Origin of the sequence: Thiomonas sp. OC7 (genome assembly GCF_900634595.1) — a bacterium.
In the GTDB taxonomy this organism is placed as follows: Bacteria; Pseudomonadota; Gammaproteobacteria; order Burkholderiales; family Burkholderiaceae_C; genus Thiomonas; species Thiomonas arsenitoxydans.
This window is the reverse complement of the sequence record NZ_LR131953.1, coordinates 3,746,856-3,770,730: the sequence shown is the minus strand read 5'-3', so window position 1 is coordinate 3,770,730 and position 23,875 is coordinate 3,746,856. Positions and strand designations below refer to the sequence as shown.

Below are 23,875 nucleotides of genomic sequence, written 5' to 3'. Positions count from 1 at the left end.
CGCACTCGCCATGAGCTCGCCGTTTTCTCACGGACAGACCCGCAGACCGCCGGTGCGCCCCTCGCTGCAGCCCGGTGCGGTGGGCAAACTGTCGCGGCCGCTGCTTTTGATTCTGTGTGCGGCCTACCTTCTTCCGGGATTCATCGGTCGCGATCCCTGGCGCACGGATGGCCTGAGTTTTGCGGTGATGTGGCAGATGGCGCAGGGTCTCACGTCCTGGTTTCATCCCACGCTTTACGGGCAGGCGGTCAGTGGCGGCTGGCTGGCCCACTGGCTGGGGGCGGGATCGATACAACTCCTGGGTTCCTGGCTGGGGCCGGTGCTCGCGTCGCGGCTGCCGTTCATGCTGGCATTAGCGGCGAGCATGAGCCTGACGTGGTACGCCGCCTTTCACTTCGCCCGCCACGACGACGCTCAACCGGTGCGGCCCGCGTTTGGTCCGCCCATCGCTCCCAACGACTATGCCCGCGCCATTGCCGATGGGGTGCTGCTCACCTTGCTGGCCACGCTGGGCCTGTTGGGGCGCGGTCACGAAGCCTCGACCCAGGTCGTGCAACTCGCCGCGGTGAGCGGCGTTTTGCTGGGGGTATCACTGCTGCCGCGAAAACCCTGGAAATCGGCCAGTCTGATCGCCACGGGCTTGCTGTGTCTGGCGCTGACGGCGGCGGGATGGTTTGCCCTGCTGCTGAGTTTCACGCTCGGTCTCGTGCTGTGGGGCAGTCTGCGCCGCGCCAACTGGGCACTCATGCTGGCGTTGGCGATCGGTGTGTTGTCAGCGCTGTGGGCCGAATCGCAGATGGGGTGGATGCTGCGAGGCAAATGGCCTGATCTGGATACTCTGGCCAACTTCTTTCGCATCGGGCTGTGGTTCACCTGGCCGGCCTGGCCGCTGGCCGCGTGGGGTTTGTGGCGCTGGCGTGAGTCCCTGATGGCCTGGCATCTGCGGCCCGCCTGGGCTCTTGCAGCCCTGGCCTTGCTGAGCGCACTGGCGCTGGGCAACAACGACAAGGTTTTTCTGTTGGCCCTGCCGCCCCTGGCCATTCTGTCGGGATTCGCGCTGCCGGTGTTGCGCCGCGCGGGCCTGGCAGCGATCGACTGGTTTGCCGTGCTGTTCTACAGCCTGCTGGCCTTGGTGGTCTGGGTCATGTGGCTGGCCATGTTTATCGGCTGGCCGGCCAAGCCGGCCGCCAATATTGCACGGCTGGCGCCGGGCTTTCAATTCAGTCTCGACCCAGTCGCCCTGGCGATCTCGCTGTTCGCCACTCTGGCCTGGGGTGCAGTGGTTGTTTGGCGTACCGGCCGCCACCGTCACCCCTTGTGGAAGGGCATGGTGTTGTCGGCCAGCGGCGTGACCCTCGCCTGGGTGCTGGTGGGCAGCTTGTGGATGCCAGTTCTGAACTATGCGAGCACCTACCGCAACGTGGGGCGCGAGGTCGCGCATGCAGTGCAGAGCGCCAGCGCGCTGTCGATGCAGGTCGGCTCGCCCTGCCTGCAGCCTGTGGCCATCGATCTGACCACGCAGGCGCTGATCGGCTACTGGAGCCGACTCGATTTCTCCGCCTCGCGAACGGCGCAATGCACCTATGCGCTAGGCGCCCGCGCGCCGCTGCCTGCGTCGCAGTGGCGTCTGATCTGGCGCGGCGGCCGTCCGGGGGATCGCGGCGGCACGCTCTATCTGTACCAACGTCTCGCGCCTTCACGCCCCTGAGCCGTTTCCCATGCGTCCTCTGCGCAATCTGTTGCGACTGGCGGTGAGTGTGCTCATTGGCCAGCTTGCCGTCATCGGCTTCGGTGTGGCCGATACGGTGATGCTGGGGCACTTCGCCTCCACGGCCAGTCTGGCCACTCTGTCCATCGGGCAGGCAATTTACATCACCTTATTCGTCTCGCTCTCCGGCGTCACCCAATCCCTCTTGCCCACGCTCGGGCGCGGATTCGGGGCGGGTCAGCCCGGCGCGGTGGGGGCCAGTTTCCGCCAGGGACTCTGGCTGGCCGGAGGTCTTTGCGTTCTAGGCATCGCGGTGCTGCTCTGGCCGCAGCCACTGCTGGCGTTGACCGGGCAGGCGCGCGATGCGACGGTTGATCGCTATCTGGCGATTCTCGCTCTCGGCCTGCCGGCGGCTCTCGCCTTTCGGGTGCACGCCGCGCTCAGCCAGGCCATTTCGCGCCCCTTGCTCACCGCCGCGCTGCAGATCGGGGGCCTGGGCGTCAAGCTGTTGCTCAATGCCGTGTTTCTACTGCCCGGGCAATTTGACCTGCATGGCATGACGCCGCTGGGTGCGCAGGGCTGCGCCGCCGCTACCGTGCTGACTCAATATGGGCTGCTTGCCGTGGCGCTGCTGCAGCACCGCTACAGCGCCGCGCTGCGCCCCTATGCCGCGCTCTCGCGGTGGGAGTGGCCGGACTGGAAGGCGCAAGCGCATTTGCTGCGTCTGGGCGGGCCGATCGGCTTGAGCCTGCTGGTCGAAGTGTCGGCCTTCACCTTCATGGCGCTGTTCATCGCCCGGCTGGGAGACACCGTGCTGGCGGCCCACCAGATCACCGCCAACTTCGCCACCGTGCTCTATATGTTGCCGCTGTCCATTTCCATCGCTACGGGCTCGGTAGTGGCCCAGCATCTGGGCGCCGGCCATACCCGGGCCGCGCGGCACACGGCCTGGAGCGGCGTGGGGGCTGCTGCGCTGCTCTCCGTCATCATCGGTCTGGTCGTCTGGCTGGAACGTGGGCGCATCATCGGCTGGTACACCTCCGACCCGCAGGTGCAGGCCGTGGCCTATCACCTGTTCCTGTTCATCGCGCTCTATCAGGTGTTCGACGCGGTGCAGTCCACCAGCGCCTTCATCCTGCGCTCGTACCACATCGCTCTGCTGCCCAGTATGTTGTACGCGCTGTCGCTATGGGGGGTCGGCCTGGGGGGCGGCTATCTGCTGGGATTCAACACGCTGGGCATCACCCCGCCCGCGCTGCAAGGCGCCGCCGGATTCTGGATGGGCAACACCACCGGACTGGCGATCGCGGCAAGCTGCTTTGCCGTGCTGTTGTGGCGCGCTGCTCGCAGGGCTCCAGGGTAGTTTTTCGGCACACAAAAAAACGCCGCGGACTTCGCAGTCGCGCGGCGCCTTGGTCAGGCTGAAAGGGCCGGAGCTGACATCAGTCTTTGTTGTGCAGGCCCTTGGTCCAGGCTTCCATGGCTTCGTTGGCAGGAGCCATCGGCGCCTCGAGGAAGGTGACTACAAACTTGTCGCCCATATCGGCAATGCCGATGGAACGGGGACGCACCGCCAGCACCATGGGGTTGGGCAGCGCGATGCCGAAGCAGAAAATCACTTCGGCTGCGGCCTTGATCTCCGGCGCAATGGTGCCGCCGATGTTGGTGGTGTGTTCGAAATGGTCGAACACGGCGATGAATTTCACCTTGGGGTTGGCCGCGATCTTTTCCTTGAAATACGCCACCACTTCATCGACCGTGGTGTAACGCGTTTCGGATTTGGAAACTTCGGCAACGTAAACGGGATATTTTTCTTGCAGCAGGGTTTGTTTCATGGGTACTCCGGGATGGCGCGCAGACAGGTCGGCGCTGAGGTGAATGAACAACCGAGTAATTTACTCGGATAGAAACGTTCGCATATCAGCATGGATCAAATTTCGCGGCGGGCGCTCATGAGAAAACGTAGGGCCGTCCCAAGTTTTCTCATCCTCCTCGGGGGGCCTGGCGCGAAAGCGACAGGTCTGGGGGCTCTCAAACCGATTGCAAAGACTCCAGCTGTTCGCCCAGTTCGAGCCAGCGCTCTTCCAGCGCGCCAATGCGCTCGGCCAGGGCGTGATGCCGTCGACCCTGCTCCACCCGTTCGGCGGCTGGCGTATCCGGATGCGCCAGCGCGGCCTCGATAGCGGTGCGCTCGGCTTCGAGCTGACGCAGCTCTTGTTCGACCCGAGTGAACTCGGCCTTGACCGGCTTGAGCTGTTGCGCGCGCTGCTGCCGCTGCTCGGCCTGCTGGCGGCGCGCTTCTTTGCGGTCGGCGGCGGGCAAGGGTTCGTCTGCGGCGGTGCCGGGCGGCTTCGGCTTGTCTTGCGCCGCGCTTTGCCGCTGCGCGGTGCGCGAGAGCGCCCATTGCTGATAGTCGTCGAGACTGCCGTCGAAATCTCGAACCTGACCGTCGGCCACCAGCCAGAAAGCGTCGCAGGTGGCGCGCAGCAAGGCCCGGTCGTGCGACACCAGCAGCACGGTGCCCGCGAAGTACTGCAAGGCCATGGCGAGCGCCTCGCGGGTGGGGAGATCGAGGTGGTTGGTCGGCTCGTCGAGCAGCAGCAGATTGGGTTTGCGCCAGATCACCAGGGCCAGCGCCAGCCGCGCTTTTTCGCCGCCGGAAAAGCTGCCGCAGGCGCGGGTCATCATGTCGCCGTCGAACTGATAGCGTCCGAGCCAGTTACGCCATTCCTGCTCCGAGGTGTTGGGGGCGATGTCGCGCGCCAGTCGCTGCATGTGCTGCAGGGGCGACTCATCCAGCCGCAGCACATCCACTTCCTGCTGCGCGAAGTAGCCGATCACCAACCCTTTGCCTTCTCGGCGGTGCCCGGCCCGCAGGGGTAACACCCCGGCCAGCGTTTTCACCAGCGTGGACTTGCCCTGCCCGTTCGCCCCCAGAATGCCGATGCGCAGCCCACCGGTGATGTCGCGCGCCACCGAGCGCAACACCGGCGGATCGCTGTAGCCACAGTCAGCCTCGCTCAAGGTGAGCAATTGCTGCGGCAGGCTCAACGGCTCCAGCAGTTCGATGCGCAGCGCCCCGCTCAGATAGACCGGCGCCAGCCGCTCCATGCGCTCGAGCGCTTTCATGCGGCTCTGCGCCTGCCGCGCCTTGGTCGCTTTGGCGCGGAAGCGTTCGACAAAGCGCGTCAACCGCGCGATGTCTTGCTGCTGGCGGGTAAACGCCGCTTGCTGCTGCATGAGTTTTTCGGCGCGCTGCTCTTCGAACAGGGTGTAATTGCCGCCGTAGCGGGTGAGCTTGCCGCCGTCGAGATGCACGGTGACGCGGCACACCGCGTCGAGAAATTCGCGGTCGTGCGAAATGACCAGCAGCAGACCGGGATAGCGCGCCAGCCATTGCTCCAGCCAGACCAGGGCGTCGAGATCGAGGTGATTGGTCGGCTCGTCGAGCAGCAGGCAGTCGCTGGGCGCGAAAAGCGCCTGCGCCAAGGCCAGCCGCATGCGCCAGCCGCCGGAGAAATGCATCACCGGCTTGCGCAACTCGGCCACGCTGAACCCCAGGCCGAGCAGCAAGGCTTCGGCGCGGGCGCGGGCGGTATAGCCGTCGGCCAGCTCAAACGCATGCTGCGCTTCGGCCAGCGCATGACCCGAGGCTTCGTCATGTTCGGGCGCGGCCATGGCGGCCTGCAGCGCCTGCTGCGCGGCTTGCAGGGCCACATCGCCTTGCAGCACGAAATCGGTCGCGGTGCCGTCGGAGTCGGGAACGTCTTGTGCCACCGTGGCCAGGCGCCAGTTCGCCGGCTTTTCCAACTTGCCCGCATCTTCATGCAGGCCGCCGAGCAGCAAGGCGAACAAAGACGTTTTCCCCGCCCCGTTCACTCCCACCAGGCCGACCTTGTCGCCGGGGTGCAGGGTCAGGCTGGCGTGATCGAGCACCACCTGAATGCCACGGCGCAGAACGATGTCGGTGAGCCGGATCATGCTCCCGCTCCGGGCTCGAAGGCGAGCCGCAAATCGTCCGCCGTCAGCACGCACACGCCTTCAGCATGCAGTTCGGTCTCCAGCCAGATCGCGGGTAGCGTGGGAAACGCGGCCTCGAAAGCCGCGCGCTCGTTGCCGACTTCCAGCACCACGATGCCCCGCGCTGAAAGGTGCGCGGGCGCGTCGTGCAGAAAACGTCGCACCAGATCCATGCCGTCCGCACCGCCCGCCAGCGCCATCTCCGGCTCATGGCGATATTCCTCGGGCAGGGCCCGCATGCTGGCGGCCGGCACATACGGCGGGTTGCACAGCACCAAGTCGTAGGCCTGCGACGGCGCCGCAGCGAGCGAGGCCCAGAGGTCGGAGGCGATGAGCCGCAGCCGGTGCTGCAGGGCGTAGGCCTCGCGGTTGATCTCGGCCACGGCCAGCGCGTCGGCAGAAAGATCGACGGCGTCCACCTGCGCATCGTTCCAGACGAGCGCGGCCAGAATGGCCAGGCAACCAGAGCCGGTGCACATATCGAGCACGCGGTGAGGCGGTTCAGTCAGCCAGGGATCGAGCGCGCCTTCATCAAGCAATTCGGCAATGAAAGATCGCGGCACGATGACGCGCGGATCGACCACGAAGCGCAAGCCCACCAGCCACGCCTCGCCCAGCAGATAGGCCAGGGGCTGTCGGGTGGCGATGCGTTGCGCCGTCACCGTCTCGATCTGAAGCGCCTGCTGCGCGGTCAGGGATTGATGGGCGTAAGTAGCAAAATCACCAGCCTCGCTCGCAGGCAAGCCCGCGGCGTGCAGCGCCAGCCAGGCGGCCTCGTCTTCTGCGCCGGCGCAGCCGTGTCCGTAGTCGAGATCAGCGGCTTGCAGCGCCTGAGCCGCCAACGCCCAGGCTGTGCCCAAGGTGCGAGCGGCTGAAATCGCCCCCGTTCGTTGCTCTGGCGGCGTCATGCCACCAAGGCCTCGAGGGTGCGGCGATAGATATTTTTGAGCGGGTCGATGGCGTCTACTTCGACCCATTCGTCGATCTTGTGAATGCTGGCGTTCACCGGCCCGAACTCGACGACTTGCGGGCAGATCTTGGCGATGAACCGGCCGTCGGAGGTGCCCCCGGTGGTGGACAGCTCGGCCGCGATGCCGGTCTCGGCGTGAATGGCCGATTGCAGCGCGGCGGAGAGCGCGCCGGGCGCTGTCAGGAAGGGTTCGCCGCCCAGCGTCCAGTCGAGCGTGTAGTTCAGCGCGTGGCGGTCGAGGGTGGCGTGGACGCGCTGCTTGAGCTGATCGGGCGTGGACTCGGTGGAAAAGCGAAAGTTGAAATCCACCACCAGTTCGCCCGGAATGACATTGGTCGCCCCGGTACCCGCATGAATATTGGACATCTGCCAGGAAGTCGGCGGGAAGTAGGCGTTGCCTGCATCCCAGGTGAGGGCCGCCAATTCAGCCAGGGCGGGCGCGGCGAGATGAATGGGGTTTTTCGCCAGATGCGGATAGGCGATATGCCCCTGCACGCCACGCACCGTGAGCCGACCAGAGAGCGAACCGCGCCGCCCGTTCTTGATCACGTCGCCCAGCTTCGCTGTGGAGGTAGGCTCGCCCACGATGCACCAGTCCAGACGCTGGCCGCGCGCCGCCAGCAGCTCGCACACCTTGACCGTGCCATCGCGCGCCGGGCCTTCCTCGTCACTGGTGAGCAAAAAGGCGATCGCATGGCTCGGTTGGGGATGCGCCGCCAGAAACTCCTCCACCGCCACCACCATGGCGGCCAGCGAGGTTTTCATGTCGGCGGCTCCGCGGCCATACAGCTTGCCATCGCGCACCGTCGGGGTGAACGGCGGGCTTTGCCACTGATCCAGCGGCCCGGTGGGCACGACGTCGGTATGGCCGGCAAACACGAGCACGGCGGCATCCGCCTTCGAACCCGGGCGCAGCGCCCAAAGATTGGTCACGCGGAAATCGGGCGGGCCGCTTTCCACCGTTTCGCAGACAAAGCCCAGCGCTTGCAAACGGTCGCGCAGCACCTGCTGACAACCTTCGTCTTGCGGAGTGATGGAATGGCGGGAAATCAGGTCATGGACCAGGGATTGAGTGGGAGACATGCGACAAATGGGGAGCGCCCGGCCTTGCCTTCAGCGCGGCGAGTCCAGGTCGAGGGTGATTTCAGTGAATGAGGGCGTATCGTCCTCGATTGCCTCGGCGGGCGCCGCCTGCTTGCGCAGCGTCGAGTCGTTCTCCAGACGCCAGAGCAGATTGGTCGGCGAATCGGCGTAGGCCAGGGCTTCTTCGCGGCTGACCACGCCGTCGATCACCATGGTGGCCAGCGCCTGCTCGAAGGTCTGCGAGCCTTCAGCCATGGACTTTTCCATCGCTTCCTTGACACCGGAAAAGTCGCCCTTCTCGATCAACTCGCGCACGAGCTGGGTGTTGAGCATGATTTCCACAGCGGGCGTCAGCCCTCCGGCGGTCGCCCGCAGGAGCCGTTGCGACACAATGCCCCGCAGGCCCGAAGCCATGTCGTTGAACAACGCGGCACGCTGATCCATGGGATAGAAACCCACAATGCGATTGAGCGCCTGATAGCTGTTGTTGGCGTGCAGTGTGGCCAGGCAGAGATGGCCCGAGAGCGAGTACTGCAGGGCGGCACTCATCGTGGCCTGATCGCGGATTTCGCCAATCATGATGCAGTCGGGCGCCTGCCGCAGCGCGTTTTTCAGGCCCACCGCCAAAGACTCGGTGTCGATGCCCACTTCGCGCTGATTGACGATCGACTTGCGATTGGAGAACAGATATTCGATCGGTTCTTCAAGGGTGAGAATGTGCCCGGTTTTGTTGGCATTGCGATAGTCGATCATCGCTGCCAGCGTGGTGCTCTTGCCAGCGCCGGTCGAGCCCACCATGAGCAGCAGGCCGTGCTTTTCCATCACCAGATCGGCCAGCACGCCGGGCAGATTCAGCGATTCCAGCGCGGGAATTTCTCCGGGGATGTAGCGCACCACCATCGCCACGCTGCCGCGCTGGCGGAACGCGCTGATGCGAAAGCTCCCCAGCCCCGGCCGCGGCAACCCTAAGTTGAGTTCGCCGGTGCGGGTGACCTCCGCGGCCCGCTCATGCCCCACGGCTTCAGCCAGTAGCCGGAAGGGCTCCTCTGGAGTGAGAACCTGCCGGTTCACTGCCACCGCATGACCATTGATGCGGATGAGGATGGGAGCATGCGGACTGATGTAGATGTCGGAGGCTTTCTTCTCCGCCATCAGCTTGAACAAGCGCTCCATTGCCGACATACACCCCCCTAGTTGTTTGAAACTGCAGATTCGCGCAGGCTGCGCTCAGGTCCGCAGCAGTTCGTTGATGCTGGTTTTGGAGCGCGTCTGCGCATCCACCCGTTTGACGATCACGGCGCAGTACAAGCTGTATTTGCCATCGCTGCTGGGCAGGTTGCCGCTGACCACCACTGAACCCTCGGGAATGCGGCCATAGCTCACTTCGCCAGTGGCGCGGTCGTAAATCTTGGTCGATTTACCGATGTAAACGCCCATCGAAATGACACAGTTGTCTTCGACGATCACACCCTCCACTACCTCCGAGCGTGCGCCGATGAAGCAGTTGTCGCCGATGATGGTCGGGTTGGCCTGGATGGGCTCGAGTACGCCGCCGATGCCCACGCCGCCGGACAGATGCACGTTCTTGCCGATCTGCGCGCAAGAGCCCACGGTGGCCCAGGTATCGACCATCGTGCCCTCGTCCACATAAGCGCCGATGTTCACATACGACGGCATGAGCACCACATTGGGCGCGATGTAAGAGCCATGCCGGGCCACGGCCGGCGGCACCACGCGCACCCCGGTGGCGCGCATCTGCGCTTCGTCGAGGTTGTGAAACTTGGTCTGCACCTTGTCGAAAAAGTGCAGATCGCCGGCCTGCATGGCCACGTTGTCGTGCAGACGGAAGCTCAGCAGCACGGCCTTTTTCAGCCACTGGTGCGTCACCCACTCGCCACCCACGCGCTCGGCCACCCGCAGTTTGCCCACGTTGAGTTGGTCGATCACATGGCTGACCGCCTCGCGCAGTTCCGCCGGGGCATTGGCCGGGCTGTATTCGGTGCGGTTTTCCCAGGCCTGGTCGATAAGGGTCTGCAGTTGTTGCGTCATGGTGAGGGTCTTTGTGAGTGGATCGGTTCAGAACAATAGGCGGCAATACGGCGGGCGGCTTCGACGCATTCTTCCAGCGGGGCCACCAGCGCCATACGAATACGACCACGCCCCGGATTGACGCCGCCCTGCTCCCGCGCCAGATAGCTGCCCGGCAAAACGGTGACATTGTATTTTTCGAGCAGCCCGCGGGAAAACTGCGCATCATCGCCCGGCGTAGCCGCCCAGAGGTAGAACCCGGCATCGGGCAATTGCACGTCGAGTACCGGCTGCAAAATCGGCAGCACGGCGGCGAATTTTTCGCGGTACAGCGCGCGGTTGTGCTCGACATGCGTTTCATCGTTCCAGGCCGCGGCACTTGCGGCCTGCACAGCCGGCCCCATCGCGCTGCCGTGGTAGGTGCGATAGCGGGTGAAGGCCGCGATCAGCTTGGCATCGCCCGCGACAAAGCCGGAGCGCAGACCGGGCACGTTCGAGCGCTTGGAAAGCGAGGTGAAAAACAGCAGGTTGCGAAAGTCCGTCCGCCCGAGTTGCCATGCGGCTTCCAGTCCGCCCAGCGGAGGCTGCGCGCCGAACCAGATTTCTGAATAGCACTCGTCGCTGGCAATGACAAAACCGTGCCGGTCGGACAACTCGAACAGCAACTTCCACTCCTCCAGGGGCATGACCGCGCCTGTGGGATTGCCCGGCGAGCAAACGTAGAGCAACTGCGTGCGCTGCCACACCGCCTCGGGCACTGCCGCCCAATCGACCGCGAAATTGCGCTGCGCATCCACCGCGGCGAAACACGGCTGCGCGCCAGCGAGCAACGCAGCGCCTTCATAAATTTGATAGAACGGATTGGGACAAACCACCGTGGCCCCGGCCCGGCTCGCGTCCACCACAGTCTGCGCGATGGCGAACAGCGCCTCCCGCGATCCGTTGATCGGCAGCACCTGCGTCTGCCCGTTCAGCGGCACACCGTAGCGCCGGCTCGCCCATTGCGCGCACGCCTCCCGCAGTTCCACCGTGCCGGCCGTACTCGGATAGACCGCCAGGCCATCGAGATGGGCGGCCAGGGCGTCGCGAATAAAGGTCGGGGTGGGATGCTTGGGTTCGCCTATGCCCAGGCTGATCGCAGACCACTGCGCGGGCGCCGTCACTCCCTGGTGGAGCGCGCGCAGTTTTTCAAACGGATAAGGCTGAAGCAGGTCGAGGCGAGGGTTCACGGCAAGCGCTGGGACGGGATGGCGAAAGGCGCTGCCATTCTACGGAGCCCTGCGCAGGCGCAAACCGGGCGGTGTCACAGAAATTTTCAGTCTGGCGAGCGGATCCGCTGTCATCACGGCACCCGGAACGGCGTTACAGAGGCTAAGACCCCGTTTTCGACCGAAACCCACCGCCAGAACCGGCCCACTATGCTATGGATCATGCTTACGCCCTCTCCCCAGCGCTCGTGATCGACACCTCGCAACACGATTCGGTCGCGCTCAACCGCTTTTGCGCCGAGGTGCGCGTGCGCGCCACCCGCATGGCGCTAATCGAATTGCGCGACGCTGCGCTGGCTGCCGATGTGGTGCAGGACAGCCTGCTCAAACTGGTGAGCAACTACAAGCTGCGGCCAGCTGAGGAATGGGCGCCGCTGTTCTACAGCATTCTGCGCAACCGCATCACCGACATGCACCGTCGGCGCAAGGTGGAGAAGATTTTCGATTTTTTCTTCTCCAGCGACGAAGAAGAGGATCAACCGCCCAGCTGGGAGCAGATTGCCGACACCGCCCTCGGCCCGGAGCAGGAAGTCGCCAACGGCCAGCTTGCCGGACGCATTGCCGATGCCATTTCCGCCCTGAGCCCGCGGCAGCGCGAGGCGTTTCTGCTGCGCGAAATGGAAGGTTTGTCCATCGTGGACACGGCGGCGGCGATGAAAGTCAGTGAAGGCAGCGTCAAAACGCACCACATGCGCGCGCTCACCCGCTTGAGGGAATTGCTTGAATCCGACCATCCCGCTAAAGTTTGAACTGCCTGAATCAGGTGACATCATGACGACCCGCAACCATCTCACTTCCGCTCAGATCGACCACTATCGCAGTGGTCTGGCGTCGGCTGAACAGGCGGCGCATATCGAAGCTCATCTGAAAAATTGCCCGCAGTGCCAGCAAGAGTTGCAGTTCGGCCAACAGCTGAGCCACCTTCTAGCGCCCCTGCCCCAGCTTGCTGCACGTCTGCCGCGCCGATCTTCTCGCACCGTGCGCTGGCCCCGGGTGTTTGCCGCAGGCATGGCCACCGCTTCGCTGGCCTTGGCGGTGTTCATCAGCGTGCCGCACCTCGCAGGCAGCAACGGGGCTTATCCGGGTGGATTTGACTCCCAGTCACTCAGCCCGCAGGTGGCTGACGCGGTTCAGAACATCGAGTTTTATCAGTGGCTTTCCAACCACCCGCAAATGCTGCAACAAGGGCTGCAAAATGGCAATCCGGCTTGAGTGCCATTCGACCCAATCGCGCGCCCAATTTCGCGCCCAACTACGCAAGGCAAGACTCACCGCGGCGGCCATCGCCATCTCTGCGTTTGGAGTGATGATGATGGCGCCGACGGCCTCTGCAAATCAGCGCGATGGCCAAGGCGCATACCAGCAGTGGGAGCGCATGCCGCCACAGCAGCGCGAGCGCATTCTGCAGGAGCAAGAGCGCTTCAAGCGCCTTCCGCCCAGCGAGCAGGAGCGGCTGCGGCGCGAGTACCAGCAGCGGCGCCAATAAAGCGAGTTTGAATAACCCGCCGTCCTTGAACCACCCGCAGCTATTCGCTGCGTTGAGTCAGAATCAGTGTTGGGCGTGCGGGAAAAACAGAAAGACTTCCTGTCCGTCGCGCAGCACATGCGTGCGAACCCCGTGGGGCAAGGTCAGCTTGGTGCGCACATGACCGAACGGCAACCCGGTCAGCACGGGCACGCCATGCGGTTTGAGCTGCGCGCGCAGCCAGTCCACCGCGGCGTTGAGGTCGTAGCCGGCATCGTGGGCACTGAGTTTGTAGGCTGTGAACTGCCCGAGCAACACCGCCTTCTGGCGCTGGGCTACACCGGCATGCAGCAGCTGGCTGAACATGCGCTCGACGCTATAGGGATGTTCGTTCACATCCTCCAGAAACAGCAGCCCTTTGGCGCGAGGGAGGTACGGCGTGCCGATCAGGCTGGTCACCATGGCCAGATTGCCGCCCCAAAGCACGCCCTCGACGTCAAGACCGCGCGGCGCATCGTCGCAGGCAAAACCCACCGCTTCCAGGGTGCCGTCGGCCGCATCCAAAAAGCTGTCTACCGTGATGTCATCGGGCTTCTTGTCGCCAAAGTCGTAAGAGGCCATCGGCCCGCTGAACGTGACCGCGCCCGTTTTTGCGAGCAAGGCCAGTTGCAGGGCGGTGAAGTCGCTGTGCCCGACCCACATCTGCTTGCGCCCTTTGATAGCTTCCGCCAGCAGCTCATAGTCGATGGCCTGCAGCAGACGGCTCAGGCCATAACCCCCGCGGGTCATCATCACCACATCGGCCTTGCTGCGCGCCGCATCGTGGAGCGCGCGCAGACGCTGCGCATCGGTCCCGGCAAAGCGCTGTACGCGCGCCACGACTTGCGCACCGGCCTGTACGCGAAAGCCCAACGCTTGCAGATGGGCCTTGGCCACCTCCAGACGCGGCGGCTCCTGCACGGCGCCCGCGGGTGAGACGAGGCGCAGCAAACCGCGTTGTGGTTTCAGGTCGGGGTCGGATTCGATATCTGGCATGAACAAGGCCGCAAAGGGTTGAGGATGAGAAAAGACGAGAAATCAGCAAAGCGGCGGCTCGATATCCAGCTCGGTCACCTCGATGCCCGAGAGGCAGGCGTCGTGTACAATGTCGTTCACACCCCCCTCCGGCCGCTTTTGCTCCTTGCGACGAGCCCGGAAAAAATCCTGGAGCAGTGCGCTGCAAGCCTCTTGCTCGATCTGGGGGGTGATGTCGCAATGGTGGTTCAGACGGGGCTCGGCAAACAGATCCACCACACTGCCGGCCGCTCCCGTCTTGGGGTCTCGCGCGCCAAACACCACGCGAGCAAAGCGTGCATGCAATAAAGCCATGGCGCACATCGCACAGGGCTCCAGCGTGACGTATAGCGTGCACTCTGGCAAACGGTAGTTGCCCAGCAGATGGGCCGCCTGCCGAAGCGCCACGATTTCTGCGTGAGCCGTGGGGTCGTGGTCGCCGATCGGCCGGTTGTAGCCTGTGGCAATGACCTTGCCGTCCTTCACGATCACGGCGCCCACCGGCACTTCGCCCAGCAGCCAGGCATTCTGCGCCTGGTCGAGCGCCAGACGCATGAACGCGCGGTCAGCCTCGAGATCGGGGGCAAACGTCGGCGTCATAGGCTTTACTCGGGCACGCTGGCTGGCCGCGCTTTCAGCGCCTTGTCGAGCGATTGCTTGAATTGCTTGAGCGCGGCCGACGCCGGCTGCCCTTCGTCACCACGCGCACCCGCAGCAGACGGGGACGTCGCCACCCCGACCTGTCCGGTGAGTTGGGTGCGCACCAGCCAGACGATGATCAGCAGCGTCAGCAGCAAACCGATGAGTCCGAACAGCAGGCGCATCTGGCTTCACTCCCACTCGATGGTCGCTGGCGGCTTGGAACTCACGTCGTAGGTCACGCGGTTGATGCCGCGCACCTCGTTGATGATGCGGCTGGACACTTTTTTGAGCAGCGCATAGGGCAGCTCGGCCCAGTCGGCGGTCATGAAATCGCTGGTCTGCACCGCGCGCAGCGCGACCACATAGTCGTAGGTGCGGCCATCACCCATCACACCCACGCTCTTGACCGGCAGGAACACGGTGAAGGCCTGGCTGGTCAGCTCGTACCAGCTCTTGCCGGAATCTGGATCAAGGGTCGAACGCAACTCTTCGATGAAGATGGCGTCGGCCCGGCGCAGCAGGTCGGCGTACTCCTTCTTCACCTCGCCCAGAATGCGCACGCCCAGCCCCGGGCCGGGGAAGGGGTGGCGGTAGACCATGTCGAGCGGCAGGCCCAGCGCCACGCCCAGCTCGCGCACTTCATCTTTGAACAGTTCGCGCAGGGGCTCCAGCAGTTTCAGGCCGAGTTGCTCGGGCAGGCCACCCACGTTGTGATGGCTCTTGATGGTGACGGCCTTCTTGCTCTTGGCGCCACCCGACTCGATCACGTCGGGGTAGATGGTGCCCTGCGCCAGCCACTTCGCGCCCTTGGCGCCGTCGCCTTTGAGCTTGGCCGCCTCAGCCTTGAACACATCGACGAACAGCCCGCCGATGATCTTTCGTTTTTTCTCGGGATCGGTCACGCCCGCCAACTGGCCCAGGAACAGCTCGCTGGCGTCCACACGAATCACCTTGGCGTGCAGCTTGCCCGCGAACATGTCCATCACCAGGTCGCCCTCGTTCAGGCGCAGCAAGCCGTGATCGACGAACACGCAGGTGAGCTGGTCGCCGATGGCGCGGTGAATCAGCGCTGCCGCCACCGAAGAATCGACTCCGCCCGACAGACCGAGGATGACCTCCTCATCACCGACCTGCGCGCGAATGCTCTGCACCGCTTCAGCGATGTAATCGCCCATGACCCAGTCGCCACGGCAGCCGCAGATCTCTCGCACAAAACGTGTGAGCATGGCCTTGCCCTGCACGGTGTGGGTGACTTCGGGGTGAAACTGCACGGCGTAGTAACCGCGCGCCTCATCGGCCATGCCCGCGATGGCACAACTCGGCGTGGACGCCATGAGCTTGAACCCCGGCGGCATATCGGTCACCTTGTCGCCGTGGCTCATCCACACTTTGAGCATGCCGTGGCCTTCGGCCGTACTGAAATCTTGGATGCCGTCGAACAGCCGGGTGTGACCGCGGGCGCGCACTTCGGCATAACCAAACTCGCGGTGGTCGCTCCATTGCACCTTGCCGCCCAGTTGCGCCGCCATGGTTTGCATGCCATAGCAAATGCCCAGCACGGGCACGCCCAAATCCCACACGGCTTGCGGCGCGCGCAGTTCGTGGTCTTCGTAAGTGCTGCCGTGGCTGCCCGAAAGAATGATGCCCTTGGGCGCGAACTCGCGCACGAAAGCATCGCTCACATCGCAAGGGTGAATTTCGCAGTACACCTGCGCCTCGCGCACGCGGCGGGCGATGAGCTGCGTGACCTGGGAGCCGAAGTCGAGGATGAGAATTTTGTCGTGCATGAAAGCAAGCGTCGGCGCGAAGCCGACGATGGGGATGGGAGTTCAGTCGACGTGATAGTTGGGCGCTTCCTGCGTGATCTGCACGTCGTGGACGTGGCTTTCACGCATGCCCGCTGCGGTGATCTGCACAAACTCGGCCTTGCCGCGCATCGCCTCGATCGTGCCGCAGCCGCAATAGCCCATGGACGAACGCACGCCACCGACCAGTTGGTAGATGATGGCGATCAGCGGCCCTTTGTGCGGCACGCGCCCTTCGATGCCCTCGGGCACGAATTTTTCGTTGCCTGAGGCGGAAGTCGCCTCAGCGCCATCCTGAAAATAACGATCCGCCGAGCCCGCCTTCATCGCCCCGATGGAGCCCATGCCCCGGTAGGCCTTGTACGCGCGACCCTGATAAAGAATGGCCTCGCCCGGCGCCTCTTCGGTGCCTGCGAACATGCTGCCCATCATAACGGTGTACGCGCCCGCGGCGATCGCCTTGGCGATATCACCCGAGTAGCGGATGCCGCCGTCTGCAATCAAGGGCACACCGCTGCCCTCGAGCGCCTTGGCGACCTCGGAAATGGCGGTGATTTGCGGCACGCCCACCCCGGCGATGATGCGTGTGGTGCAGATCGAGCCCGGCCCGATGCCGACCTTCACCCCATCCGCCCCAGCCTCGACCAAGGCGAGCGCCGCAGCGCCCGTGGCGATATTGCCGCCTATGACCTCGATCTGCGGGAAATTGCGTTTCACCCAGCGCACCCGGTCGAGAACGCCCTGGCTGTGTCCGTGCGCGGTATCGACCACGATCACATCGACCCCAGCGTTGGCCAGCGCCTCCACGCGCTCTTCGGTGCCCTCGCCCACGCCCACCGCAGCGCCCACGCGCAGCTTGCCTTGCGGGTCACGGGCGGCATTCGGGCGTTCGGTCGCCTTTTGAATGTCCTTGACGGTCATCAGCCCGCGCAATTCGAATTCGGCGTTGACCACCAATACCCGCTCCAGCCGGTGCTGGTGCATCAGCGCCTTGGCCTGCTCCAGCGGCGCGCCTTCAGGAACGGTGACCAAGCGCTCGCGCGGCGTCATGACATCGCGCACCGGGGTATCAAGACGGGTCTCGAACCGCAGGTCGCGGTTGGTCACGATGCCCACCACCTTGCCGTTTTCGATCACCGGAAACCCGGAAATGCCATGCTGGCGCGACAGCTGCATCACATCGCGCACTTTGACGATGGGCGAGATGGTGATCGGATCGCGCAGCACGCCCGACTCAAAACGCTTCACCCGCGCCACTTCGGTGGCTTGCGCCTTGGCGGTGAAATTTTTGTGAATGATGCCGATGCCGCCCTCCTGCGCCATGGCAATCGCCAGACGCGACTCCGTCACCGTGTCCATCGCGGCGGACACTAGAGGAATGTTGAGGGAAATATTGCGAGTCAGGCGAGTCGCAAGGCTGGTGTCTCTGGGTAACACCTGGGAATATGCGGGGACCAACAACACATCGTCGAAAGTCAGCGCTTTTCCTACAAGACGCATAGATGCCTCCGTGCAAAAGGAAATTATAGGGGTGCGCGTCACCGCGACGCTCGGGACAGCAGCGAACCGACCGATGAACCGCACAACCGCGCTAAGCTAGCAGCCTGTTTTGACCACGGCGACTTTGGGACTCCTTATGCGCACTCTCACACCTGCTCCGCTATTTCGCGTTTTCAGCAGCGCACTGTTTCTGGCCATGGCCCTGATGGGGATGACGTCTGCCCACGCCGCGCAGTGGAAATGGCGCGATGCCAGCGGCGTGGTGCATTACAGCGACCAGCCGCCCCCGGCCAACATTCCCGCCAGCAACATTCTGCAGCGCCCCACAGCGAACGCCGCCGTTCCAGCTGCCGCAAGTCACTCGGCATCGCAGCCCCAGGCCAGCAACGAGTTGGAAAAGAAAATCGCGGAACAGAAAAAGGCCGAGCAAGCCGCGCAGGAACAGGCCAAACTACAGCAGCAACAGGCCCAGGCGCTTGTGAACCAGCAGAACTGCCTGCAGGCGCAAAAGCAACTCCAGGTGCTCGATAGCGGTCAACGCATGGTGCAAATCGACGCCCAAGGCCAGCGGGTCATCATGGACGATGCGCAACGCGCCGCAGAACGCGCCAAGATCGCCGGGCTCATTTCGCAGTATTGCCGCTGAGTTGCTCTTGAGCTGCTGCCCATGAGCTGGCAGCGACCTCCGACTCAGATTTTCCAGCGCTCGGCCAGACGAGTCGGACGTAGCACGTCGTACTCTTCGAAGGGCTGGTGTATCCAGGGGCTCGTGGGCAGCATGTCCACGTAGTACTCGGGCAGATAGGTCGAAATGCCCTTGACCCAGATCACGGCGCTGCGCAGATCGGTAATTTTTCCGGCGCTGCGCAAATGGTTTTCAACGGCTTTCAAGGTCTCGCCCGAATCGGCCAGATCATCAACGAGCAGCACGCGCCCTTCAAGCTCCCCGCGCGGCAGCGTGATGTAGCGGGCGATGTCGAGGCGGCCCTGCACCGTTCCGGCGCTTTCGCGGTAGGAACTGGTGGACATGATGGCCAGGGGTTTGTCGAAAATGCGAGAAAGAATGTCTCCAGGCCGCACCCCGCCTCGCGCCAGGCAGAGGATCTGATCGAACTCCCAGCCCGAGGCATATACCTTGAGGGCGAGTTTTTCAATCAGGGCGTGGTATTCGTCCCAGGAAACATAGAGATGCTTGCCGTCCTCGCTGAGCATGGCCGAACCTTTGTGAACGTGTGGAAAATGAAATCTGCCGGAACGCACTGAACGCTCAAGCCTGAAACGGATGCCGCAGCACGATGGTGTGATCGCGGTCGGGGCCGGTCGACACCATGTCGATCGGCGCGCCGATCAACTCGCCCACCCGCTGCAGATAGCTGCGCGCCGCAGCAGGCAGTTGATCCCAGGTCGTGAGGCCCTTGGTGCTTTGCGTCCAGCCCGGAAAATCTTCGTAGATCGGTTCGCAGCGCTCGATCTCGTCGGCATCGAGCGGGAGCACGTCACGCCGTTCGCCGTCGAGCATATAACCCACACAGGCGCGGATGGTCGGCAGGCCGTCGAGCACATCGAGCTTGGTGATGCACAGCCCCGACACGCCGTTGATGATGACCGCCCGCTTGAGCGCCGCAACATCCAGCCAGCCACAGCGGCGCGCACGCCCCGTCACTGTGCCGAACTCCTGACCCACGCTGGAGAGGTGATGCCCCACGCTGCCCGCCTCCGTGGTGGGCAACTCCGTCGGGAAGGGGCCGCTGCCCACCCGGGTGGTGTACGCCTTGGTGATGCCCAGCACATAGTGCAGCATGCCGGGGCCGACGCCCGATCCTGCCGCGGCCGTACCGGCCACGCAATTGCTCGAAGTCACGAAGGGATAAGTACCGTGGTCGATGTCGAGCAGCGAACCTTGCGCCCCTTCGAACAGCAAGCGATCACCGCGCAGATGGGCCTGATGAATCAGGTAGCCCACGTCGGCCAACAGGGGCCGCACCTGCTCGGCGGACTGGAGCAGTTGATCCATCACCATTCCGGTATCGAGCGGGTCGGTGTGCAGATAATTCTTCAAAACAAAATTGTGCAGATCGAGCACTTCAGCAAGCTTGGCCTGCAGGCGCTGCGGATGCTTAAGATCTTGCAGACGGATGGCGCGGCGGGCCACCTTGTCTTCGTAAGCCGGCCCGATGCCCTTGCCGGTGGTGCCGATCTTGCCGCTGCCGTCGTTTTCGCGGCGCACCTCGCGCGCTTTGTCGAGCGCCACATGCGTAGGGAGCACGACTGGACAGGACTCGCTGATGTGCAGCCGTGAGCGCACATCCACTCCAGCCGCTTCGAGGCGACCAATTTCAAGCAGCAGGTGTTGCGGATCGACCACCACGCCATTGCCGACATAGCAGGCCACGCCCGCGCGCATCACGCCTGAAGGAATGAGCTGCAGCGCGGTTTTCTGCCCGTTGATCACCAGCGTATGCCCCGCGTTGTGACCGCCCTGAAAGCGCACCACGCCCTGAGCATGATCGGTCAGCCAATCGACGACCTTGCCTTTGCCCTCATCGCCCCATTGGGTGCCCACTACGACCACATGACGACCAGTATTCACGCGTGTGTTCTCTCAAGTAAATCAGTCAATCCAACGATAGCGTTAGGGAAGATCAGCCGCGATCTTCAACCAGCCAGGCACCGGCTCGCTGAACAAGCTGGCGGCGGAAGGCGCTTGCTTCGTGCGCCTGACCAAGGGGTAATTGCACCACGGTTTCGCCCCGGCGTCGCAAATCGGCGACAGCCTCCGGCAAACCAGAGGCTGTTGACCACTCCGCAGCAATGGCGGCGCTGGCCTGCGGCGCGGCGGCGAAGCCCGCCACTTCGCGCAAGTCCATGGAGAATCCGGTGGCAGCGCGCGGCCGGCCAAAGCTGGCGCCGACTTCGTCGTAGCGCCCGCCACGCGCCACGGCATTGGCATAGCCTTGTGCGTACACGCTGAAAATCACCCCGCTGTGATAGCGATAGCCGCGCATATCGGCCAGATCGATCTGCACCTGCGCGCCCTGCTGCTGGTGGTGGCGAGCCAGCGCCGACAGATCGTCGAGCGCCTGGGAAATGAGTGCATGCTGCGGCAACACGCGGCGCGCCTCAAGCAGCACGTCCGCATCACCGTACAGCTCGGGCAGGGCGAGAATGGCCGCGCGTTGGGTTGGCGTGCAGTCGCGCGTCAGCAACCGCAGCTCCCCGGCATCCTTGCTGGCCAGTGCATCGAGAATCGCTTCCATGTCTTGCGACCCGAGCAGCAAGCCTGACAGCACGCCACGCACGATGCGATTGTCGGCCAGATCGAGCGCGGCCCGCTCCACCCCGGCCAGTCGCAGGCAGTCCAGCGCAAGCTGCTGCACTTCGAGATCGGCTTCCAGACCGGCATGCCCGTACAGTTCGGCGCCAAATTGGAGAATTTCCCGGCTGGCGTGCACGCCCTCAGGATGCGTGCGCACCGCGCTGCCGCAATAGCAAACGCGCGTCAAGCCGTCCTGATTCAGCAAGTGAGCGTCGATACGCGCGGCCTGCGGCGTCATGTCGGCACGCAAGCCCAGCGCCCGCCCGGAGATCTGGTCAACCAGCTTGAAGGTCTGCAGATCGAGGTCTTGCCCGGTGCCCGACAGCAGCGAATCGACGAACTCCAGCAGCGGCGGCATGACCAGGGCGTAGCCATACCCCCGCGCCGTATCGAGACAGGCGCGGCGCAGGTGCTCGATCACTGTAGCCTCACGCGGCAACACATCGGAAAAATATTCGGGAAGACGCCAGTTGCTCATAAGACGCGCAGAAAAATGGGGCACGGTCATCCGTGCAACATCCAAGCTTACTTGAGGAGGAACACCAGGAGAAGGCCGGTCGCGACAGCGATCAGACCAACGAAGCGCAGTTGACCGTCGGTCAGTGCCATGATCTGCCGGAACATGTCTCGCCACTGTCGGGGAAAAAACAGCGGCATCAGGCCTTCGATGACCAGAACCATGCCAATGGCAAGGAACAAGACGTTCTGCATCGCAGCACAACATTGAGACCGCCAGAGACCGCCGGTTAAGACGGTCTCTGTTGCGGATTTACTTGCCCGGCTTCAAGGCGGCCCCACCCGGCCCGCGGAAGAACTGGAAGAACTGGCTGTTCGGGTCGAGCACCAAGACATCGGACTTGCTGTTGAAGCTGGCGCGATAAGCCTCGAGGCTGCGGTAGAACTCGGCGAATTGCGGGTTCTGTCCGAACGACTTGGCATAGATCGACGAGGCTTCGGCATCGCCCTGACCCTTGATGGTCTGCGCCTTGCTGTACGCCTGTGAAATCACGATTTCACGCTGCTTGTCGGCTTCGGCGCGAATCTTCTCCGCCTCGGCGTAGCCCGTCGAACGCAATTCGTTGGCGACGCGCTGGCGCTCGGCTTCCATGCGTCGATAAACCGACTGGGTGATGGCGGAAACGAAATCCACGCGGGTCAGACGCATGTCGACGATCTGGATGCCCGTGCCATTGATGTCTTTCGCAATGCCGGTCTGCACGTCCTGCATGACCTGGTCGCGCTGCGAAGACAACACCTCACGCACGGTGCGACGCGTGATTTGCTCGTTCAGTGCGGCCTTGACAATCTGCGCAAGCCGGTCGCCCGCGCGTCGCTGATCGCCGCCGTAACTGCGAATGAACTCGGTCGGATTGGTGATGCGCCATTTCAGATACCAGTCCACCACCACGTTTTTCTTCTCGGCCGTGATGAAACGATCGGTATCCGGGCTTTGCAGGGTCAGGATGCGCTTGTCGAGAAACACCACATTCTCGAAAGGCGCCGGAATCTTGAAATACAGACCGGGGGTGCTGATGACCCGCTTGATCTGCCCCAAGCCGAACACGGCGGCGAACTGCCGTTGATCAACCACGAATAGGCTGGAAGACAGCAACAAAATGGCCACGACCAGCGCCACGAGAGCCAGAATGATCTTGTTCATTGCTCAGCCCTCACTGGAAGTTGCGCTCACGCAGGGTATCGCGCGAGGTTCTTGAACTGGAGGGGGCGGTTCCGTCCGACGCGGACGCCGAACTGTCGGCCGTCGCAGGGGCGGTGCCCACGGAGGCCGCCGGCAAAGTCGGCACGGCGGTGGGAGCAGCGGGCGCGGCCGAGACACTCGTCGGGGCCTTGCCCGCGGATTGCTGCAGCAATTTATCCAGTGGCATGTAGAGGAGGTTATTGTTGTTGCGCGAATCCACCATGACCTTGGAAACGCTGGAAAGAATGTCTTGCATGGTTTGGAGGTACATACGCTCGCGGGTGACTTGCGGCGCCTTTTCGTATTGCTGCAGGATCTGGTCGAAGCGAGACGTATCGCCCTGCGCCTGCGCCACAACCTGCGCGTTGTAAGCCTCGGCGTCCTGGATCAGGCGCGACGCGGTGCCCTGCGCACGGGGAATGACGTTGTTGGCGTAGGCCTGGGCTTCGTTCTTCAGCCGTTCACGGTCTTGTCCCGCCTTGATGGCGTCATCGAAAGCGGCCTGCACCTGCTCCGGGGGCTGCACGTTCTGCAGCGTGACGGTAGTGATGACGATGCCGGTCTTGTAGCGGTCGAGAATTTTCTGCGTCAAAACCTGCACATCGCTAGCCACTTGCTCGCGGCCCTCGTAGAGCACGTAGTCGAGCGTCTTGTTGCCCACCACCTCGCGCACCGCGGTTTCAGCCGCCTGCGATACCGCGTCGTCCGGACTGCGGTTGTTGTAGAGGTAGTCCACCACGTTGTCGATGCGATACTGCACGGCAAAGCGAACATCGACGATGTTCTCGTCTTCCGTCAGCATGGCCGACTCGGGCAAGCCCGTTGCCTTCACCTCGCCGCCGCGCCCGACCTCGACCGACCGAACCTGCGAGACGTTGACAATTTCATCTGCCTCGAACGGATAGGGCAGGCGCCAGTGAAAACCGGCGTCGGTGATGTAAGCCAGTTTGCCAAAACGCGTGACCGCGGCCTGCTGACCCTCCTGCACGATGAAAAAGCCGGAAGACAGCCAGCCCAGCACCCCAATGACCACCAGAATGATGACCCCCACGCCCATGCCCTTGGCTGAGGGATAGAGGTCGGGGCGTTGCGGCGGCGTGCCGCCACCGTTGCCTCCGCCGCGCTTCTTGCCGAACAGGCCGTTGAGCTTGCGGTTGAAATCACGCCAGAGTTCATCAAGATCGGGCGGGCCGCCGCCACCGGGACGCCGGTTGGGGTCTTGGTTGTTATTGCTTTGTTGGCCGTTCGTGCCGTCGTCCTTGCCCCAACGCGGGTCATTGAGGTTGAACATGCGCGAAAACGGCCACACACGTGGCCA

General features: G+C 63.7%; 24 protein-coding genes. 6 read left to right on the top strand and 18 right to left on the bottom strand.

Annotated features, from left to right (window positions below; translation table 11 throughout):
* The first annotated feature begins 10 nt into the window (after positions 1-10).
* Together BIO17B3_RS18245 and BIO17B3_RS18240 are read left to right on the top strand one after the other, a co-directional pair.
* The gene (locus tag BIO17B3_RS18245; RefSeq protein ID WP_156055068.1) at positions 11-1,708 is read left to right on the top strand and encodes a hypothetical protein; all 1,698 of its coding nucleotides are present in this window, start codon (positions 11-13) and stop codon (positions 1,706-1,708) included.
* Between the two features lie 10 nt (positions 1,709-1,718).
* Complete coding sequence (locus BIO17B3_RS18240) at positions 1,719-3,071, top strand: MATE family efflux transporter (RefSeq protein ID WP_156055066.1); 1,353 nt, start codon at positions 1,719-1,721, stop codon at positions 3,069-3,071.
* Positions 3,072-3,150: 79 nt separating this feature from the next.
* On the opposite strand, the gene BIO17B3_RS18235 is transcribed toward BIO17B3_RS18240, so the two are convergent.
* From BIO17B3_RS18235 to dapC, 7 genes are all read right to left on the bottom strand, one after another.
* Entirely contained in the window at positions 3,151-3,543 is a 393-nt protein-coding gene (locus BIO17B3_RS18235) for a DUF6858 family protein (RefSeq protein ID WP_013106127.1), read from the bottom strand.
* Positions 3,544-3,739: 196 nt separating this feature from the next.
* Positions 3,740-5,689, bottom strand: coding sequence for an ABC-F family ATP-binding cassette domain-containing protein (locus BIO17B3_RS18230; RefSeq protein ID WP_156055064.1), 1,950 nt, complete (start codon positions 5,687-5,689; stop codon positions 3,740-3,742).
* A complete protein-coding gene (prmB, locus tag BIO17B3_RS18225; RefSeq protein ID WP_156055062.1) occupies positions 5,686-6,636 on the bottom strand; it encodes a 50S ribosomal protein L3 N(5)-glutamine methyltransferase in 951 nt (316 codons plus the stop codon). Before prmB ends, BIO17B3_RS18230 begins: the two co-directional genes overlap by 4 nt.
* Positions 6,633-7,781 (bottom strand): succinyl-diaminopimelate desuccinylase, encoded by a 1,149-nt coding sequence (gene dapE, locus BIO17B3_RS18220; RefSeq protein WP_156055060.1) that lies wholly within the window; start codon positions 7,779-7,781, stop codon positions 6,633-6,635. The genes prmB and dapE overlap by 4 nt, the downstream gene beginning before the upstream one ends.
* 30 nt (positions 7,782-7,811) lie before the next feature.
* Positions 7,812-8,963 carry a PilT/PilU family type 4a pilus ATPase gene (locus tag BIO17B3_RS18215; RefSeq protein WP_041608979.1) on the bottom strand — a complete coding sequence of 384 codons (1,152 nt, stop codon included), beginning with the start codon at positions 8,961-8,963 and terminating at the stop codon, positions 7,812-7,814.
* 45 nt (positions 8,964-9,008) lie between these two features.
* Positions 9,009-9,830 (bottom strand): 2,3,4,5-tetrahydropyridine-2,6-dicarboxylate N-succinyltransferase, encoded by an 822-nt coding sequence (dapD, locus tag BIO17B3_RS18210; protein ID WP_013106133.1) that lies wholly within the window; start codon positions 9,828-9,830, stop codon positions 9,009-9,011.
* Positions 9,827-11,038: a succinyldiaminopimelate transaminase gene (dapC, locus tag BIO17B3_RS18205; RefSeq protein ID WP_156055059.1), complete on the bottom strand. Its 1,212-nt coding sequence runs from the start codon at positions 11,036-11,038 to the stop codon at positions 9,827-9,829. The genes dapD and dapC overlap by 4 nt, the downstream gene beginning before the upstream one ends.
* 194 nt (positions 11,039-11,232) lie before the next feature.
* On the opposite strand from dapC, the gene BIO17B3_RS18200 reads away from it, so the two are divergent.
* Genes BIO17B3_RS18200 through BIO17B3_RS18190 form a run of 3 tightly spaced genes read left to right on the top strand, consistent with a single transcriptional unit; the run spans position 11,233 to position 12,563 of the window.
* The gene (locus BIO17B3_RS18200) at positions 11,233-11,826 is read left to right on the top strand and encodes an RNA polymerase sigma factor (RefSeq protein WP_013106135.1); all 594 of its coding nucleotides are present in this window, start codon (positions 11,233-11,235) and stop codon (positions 11,824-11,826) included.
* Between the two features lie 22 nt (positions 11,827-11,848).
* A complete protein-coding gene (locus BIO17B3_RS18195; RefSeq protein WP_156055057.1) occupies positions 11,849-12,289 on the top strand; it encodes an anti-sigma factor in 441 nt (146 codons plus the stop codon).
* Positions 12,273-12,563 carry a DUF3106 domain-containing protein gene (locus BIO17B3_RS18190; protein ID WP_156055055.1) on the top strand — a complete coding sequence of 97 codons (291 nt, stop codon included), beginning with the start codon at positions 12,273-12,275 and terminating at the stop codon, positions 12,561-12,563. The genes BIO17B3_RS18195 and BIO17B3_RS18190 overlap by 17 nt, the downstream gene beginning before the upstream one ends.
* Before the next feature lie 63 nt (positions 12,564-12,626).
* On the opposite strand, the gene BIO17B3_RS18185 is transcribed toward BIO17B3_RS18190, so the two are convergent.
* The 5 genes from BIO17B3_RS18185 to guaB are packed head-to-tail and all read right to left on the bottom strand — an operon-like array spanning position 12,627 to position 17,542.
* Positions 12,627-13,577 (bottom strand): LD-carboxypeptidase, encoded by a 951-nt coding sequence (locus tag BIO17B3_RS18185; RefSeq protein ID WP_156055053.1) that lies wholly within the window; start codon positions 13,575-13,577, stop codon positions 12,627-12,629.
* A gap of 42 nt (positions 13,578-13,619) precedes the next feature.
* The gene (gene tadA, locus BIO17B3_RS18180) at positions 13,620-14,195 is read right to left on the bottom strand and encodes a tRNA adenosine(34) deaminase TadA (protein ID WP_156055052.1); all 576 of its coding nucleotides are present in this window, start codon (positions 14,193-14,195) and stop codon (positions 13,620-13,622) included.
* A gap of 5 nt (positions 14,196-14,200) precedes the next feature.
* Positions 14,201-14,419 carry a hypothetical protein gene (locus tag BIO17B3_RS18175; RefSeq protein WP_013123369.1) on the bottom strand — a complete coding sequence of 73 codons (219 nt, stop codon included), beginning with the start codon at positions 14,417-14,419 and terminating at the stop codon, positions 14,201-14,203.
* 6 nt (positions 14,420-14,425) lie between these two features.
* Positions 14,426-16,024 (bottom strand): glutamine-hydrolyzing GMP synthase, encoded by a 1,599-nt coding sequence (gene guaA, locus BIO17B3_RS18170; protein ID WP_156055051.1) that lies wholly within the window; start codon positions 16,022-16,024, stop codon positions 14,426-14,428.
* 42 nt (positions 16,025-16,066) lie between these two features.
* Positions 16,067-17,542, bottom strand: coding sequence for an IMP dehydrogenase (gene guaB, locus BIO17B3_RS18165; protein WP_156055049.1), 1,476 nt, complete (start codon positions 17,540-17,542; stop codon positions 16,067-16,069).
* Between the two features lie 136 nt (positions 17,543-17,678).
* Between guaB and BIO17B3_RS18160 the strand changes: the two genes are divergently transcribed.
* Entirely contained in the window at positions 17,679-18,188 is a 510-nt protein-coding gene (locus tag BIO17B3_RS18160) for a DUF4124 domain-containing protein (protein WP_156055048.1), read from the top strand.
* A gap of 44 nt (positions 18,189-18,232) precedes the next feature.
* On the opposite strand, the gene BIO17B3_RS18155 is transcribed toward BIO17B3_RS18160, so the two are convergent.
* From BIO17B3_RS18155 to hflK, 6 genes are all read right to left on the bottom strand, one after another.
* The gene (locus BIO17B3_RS18155; RefSeq protein ID WP_013106143.1) at positions 18,233-18,754 is read right to left on the bottom strand and encodes a phosphoribosyltransferase; all 522 of its coding nucleotides are present in this window, start codon (positions 18,752-18,754) and stop codon (positions 18,233-18,235) included.
* 55 nt (positions 18,755-18,809) lie between these two features.
* A complete protein-coding gene (locus BIO17B3_RS18150; RefSeq protein ID WP_156055046.1) occupies positions 18,810-20,132 on the bottom strand; it encodes an adenylosuccinate synthase in 1,323 nt (440 codons plus the stop codon).
* Between the two features lie 52 nt (positions 20,133-20,184).
* Positions 20,185-21,336 (bottom strand): ATP phosphoribosyltransferase regulatory subunit, encoded by a 1,152-nt coding sequence (locus BIO17B3_RS18145; protein ID WP_156055044.1) that lies wholly within the window; start codon positions 21,334-21,336, stop codon positions 20,185-20,187.
* 47 nt (positions 21,337-21,383) lie between these two features.
* Positions 21,384-21,557, bottom strand: coding sequence for a DUF2065 domain-containing protein (locus BIO17B3_RS18140; protein WP_370512641.1), 174 nt, complete (start codon positions 21,555-21,557; stop codon positions 21,384-21,386).
* A 70-nt stretch (positions 21,558-21,627) separates the two neighbouring features.
* Positions 21,628-22,518, bottom strand: coding sequence for a protease modulator HflC (hflC, locus tag BIO17B3_RS18135; RefSeq protein ID WP_156055041.1), 891 nt, complete (start codon positions 22,516-22,518; stop codon positions 21,628-21,630).
* Between the two features lie 10 nt (positions 22,519-22,528).
* Positions 22,529-23,848 (bottom strand): FtsH protease activity modulator HflK, encoded by a 1,320-nt coding sequence (gene hflK / locus BIO17B3_RS18130; protein WP_156055039.1) that lies wholly within the window; start codon positions 23,846-23,848, stop codon positions 22,529-22,531.
* Between the last annotated feature and the right edge of the window lie 27 nt (positions 23,849-23,875).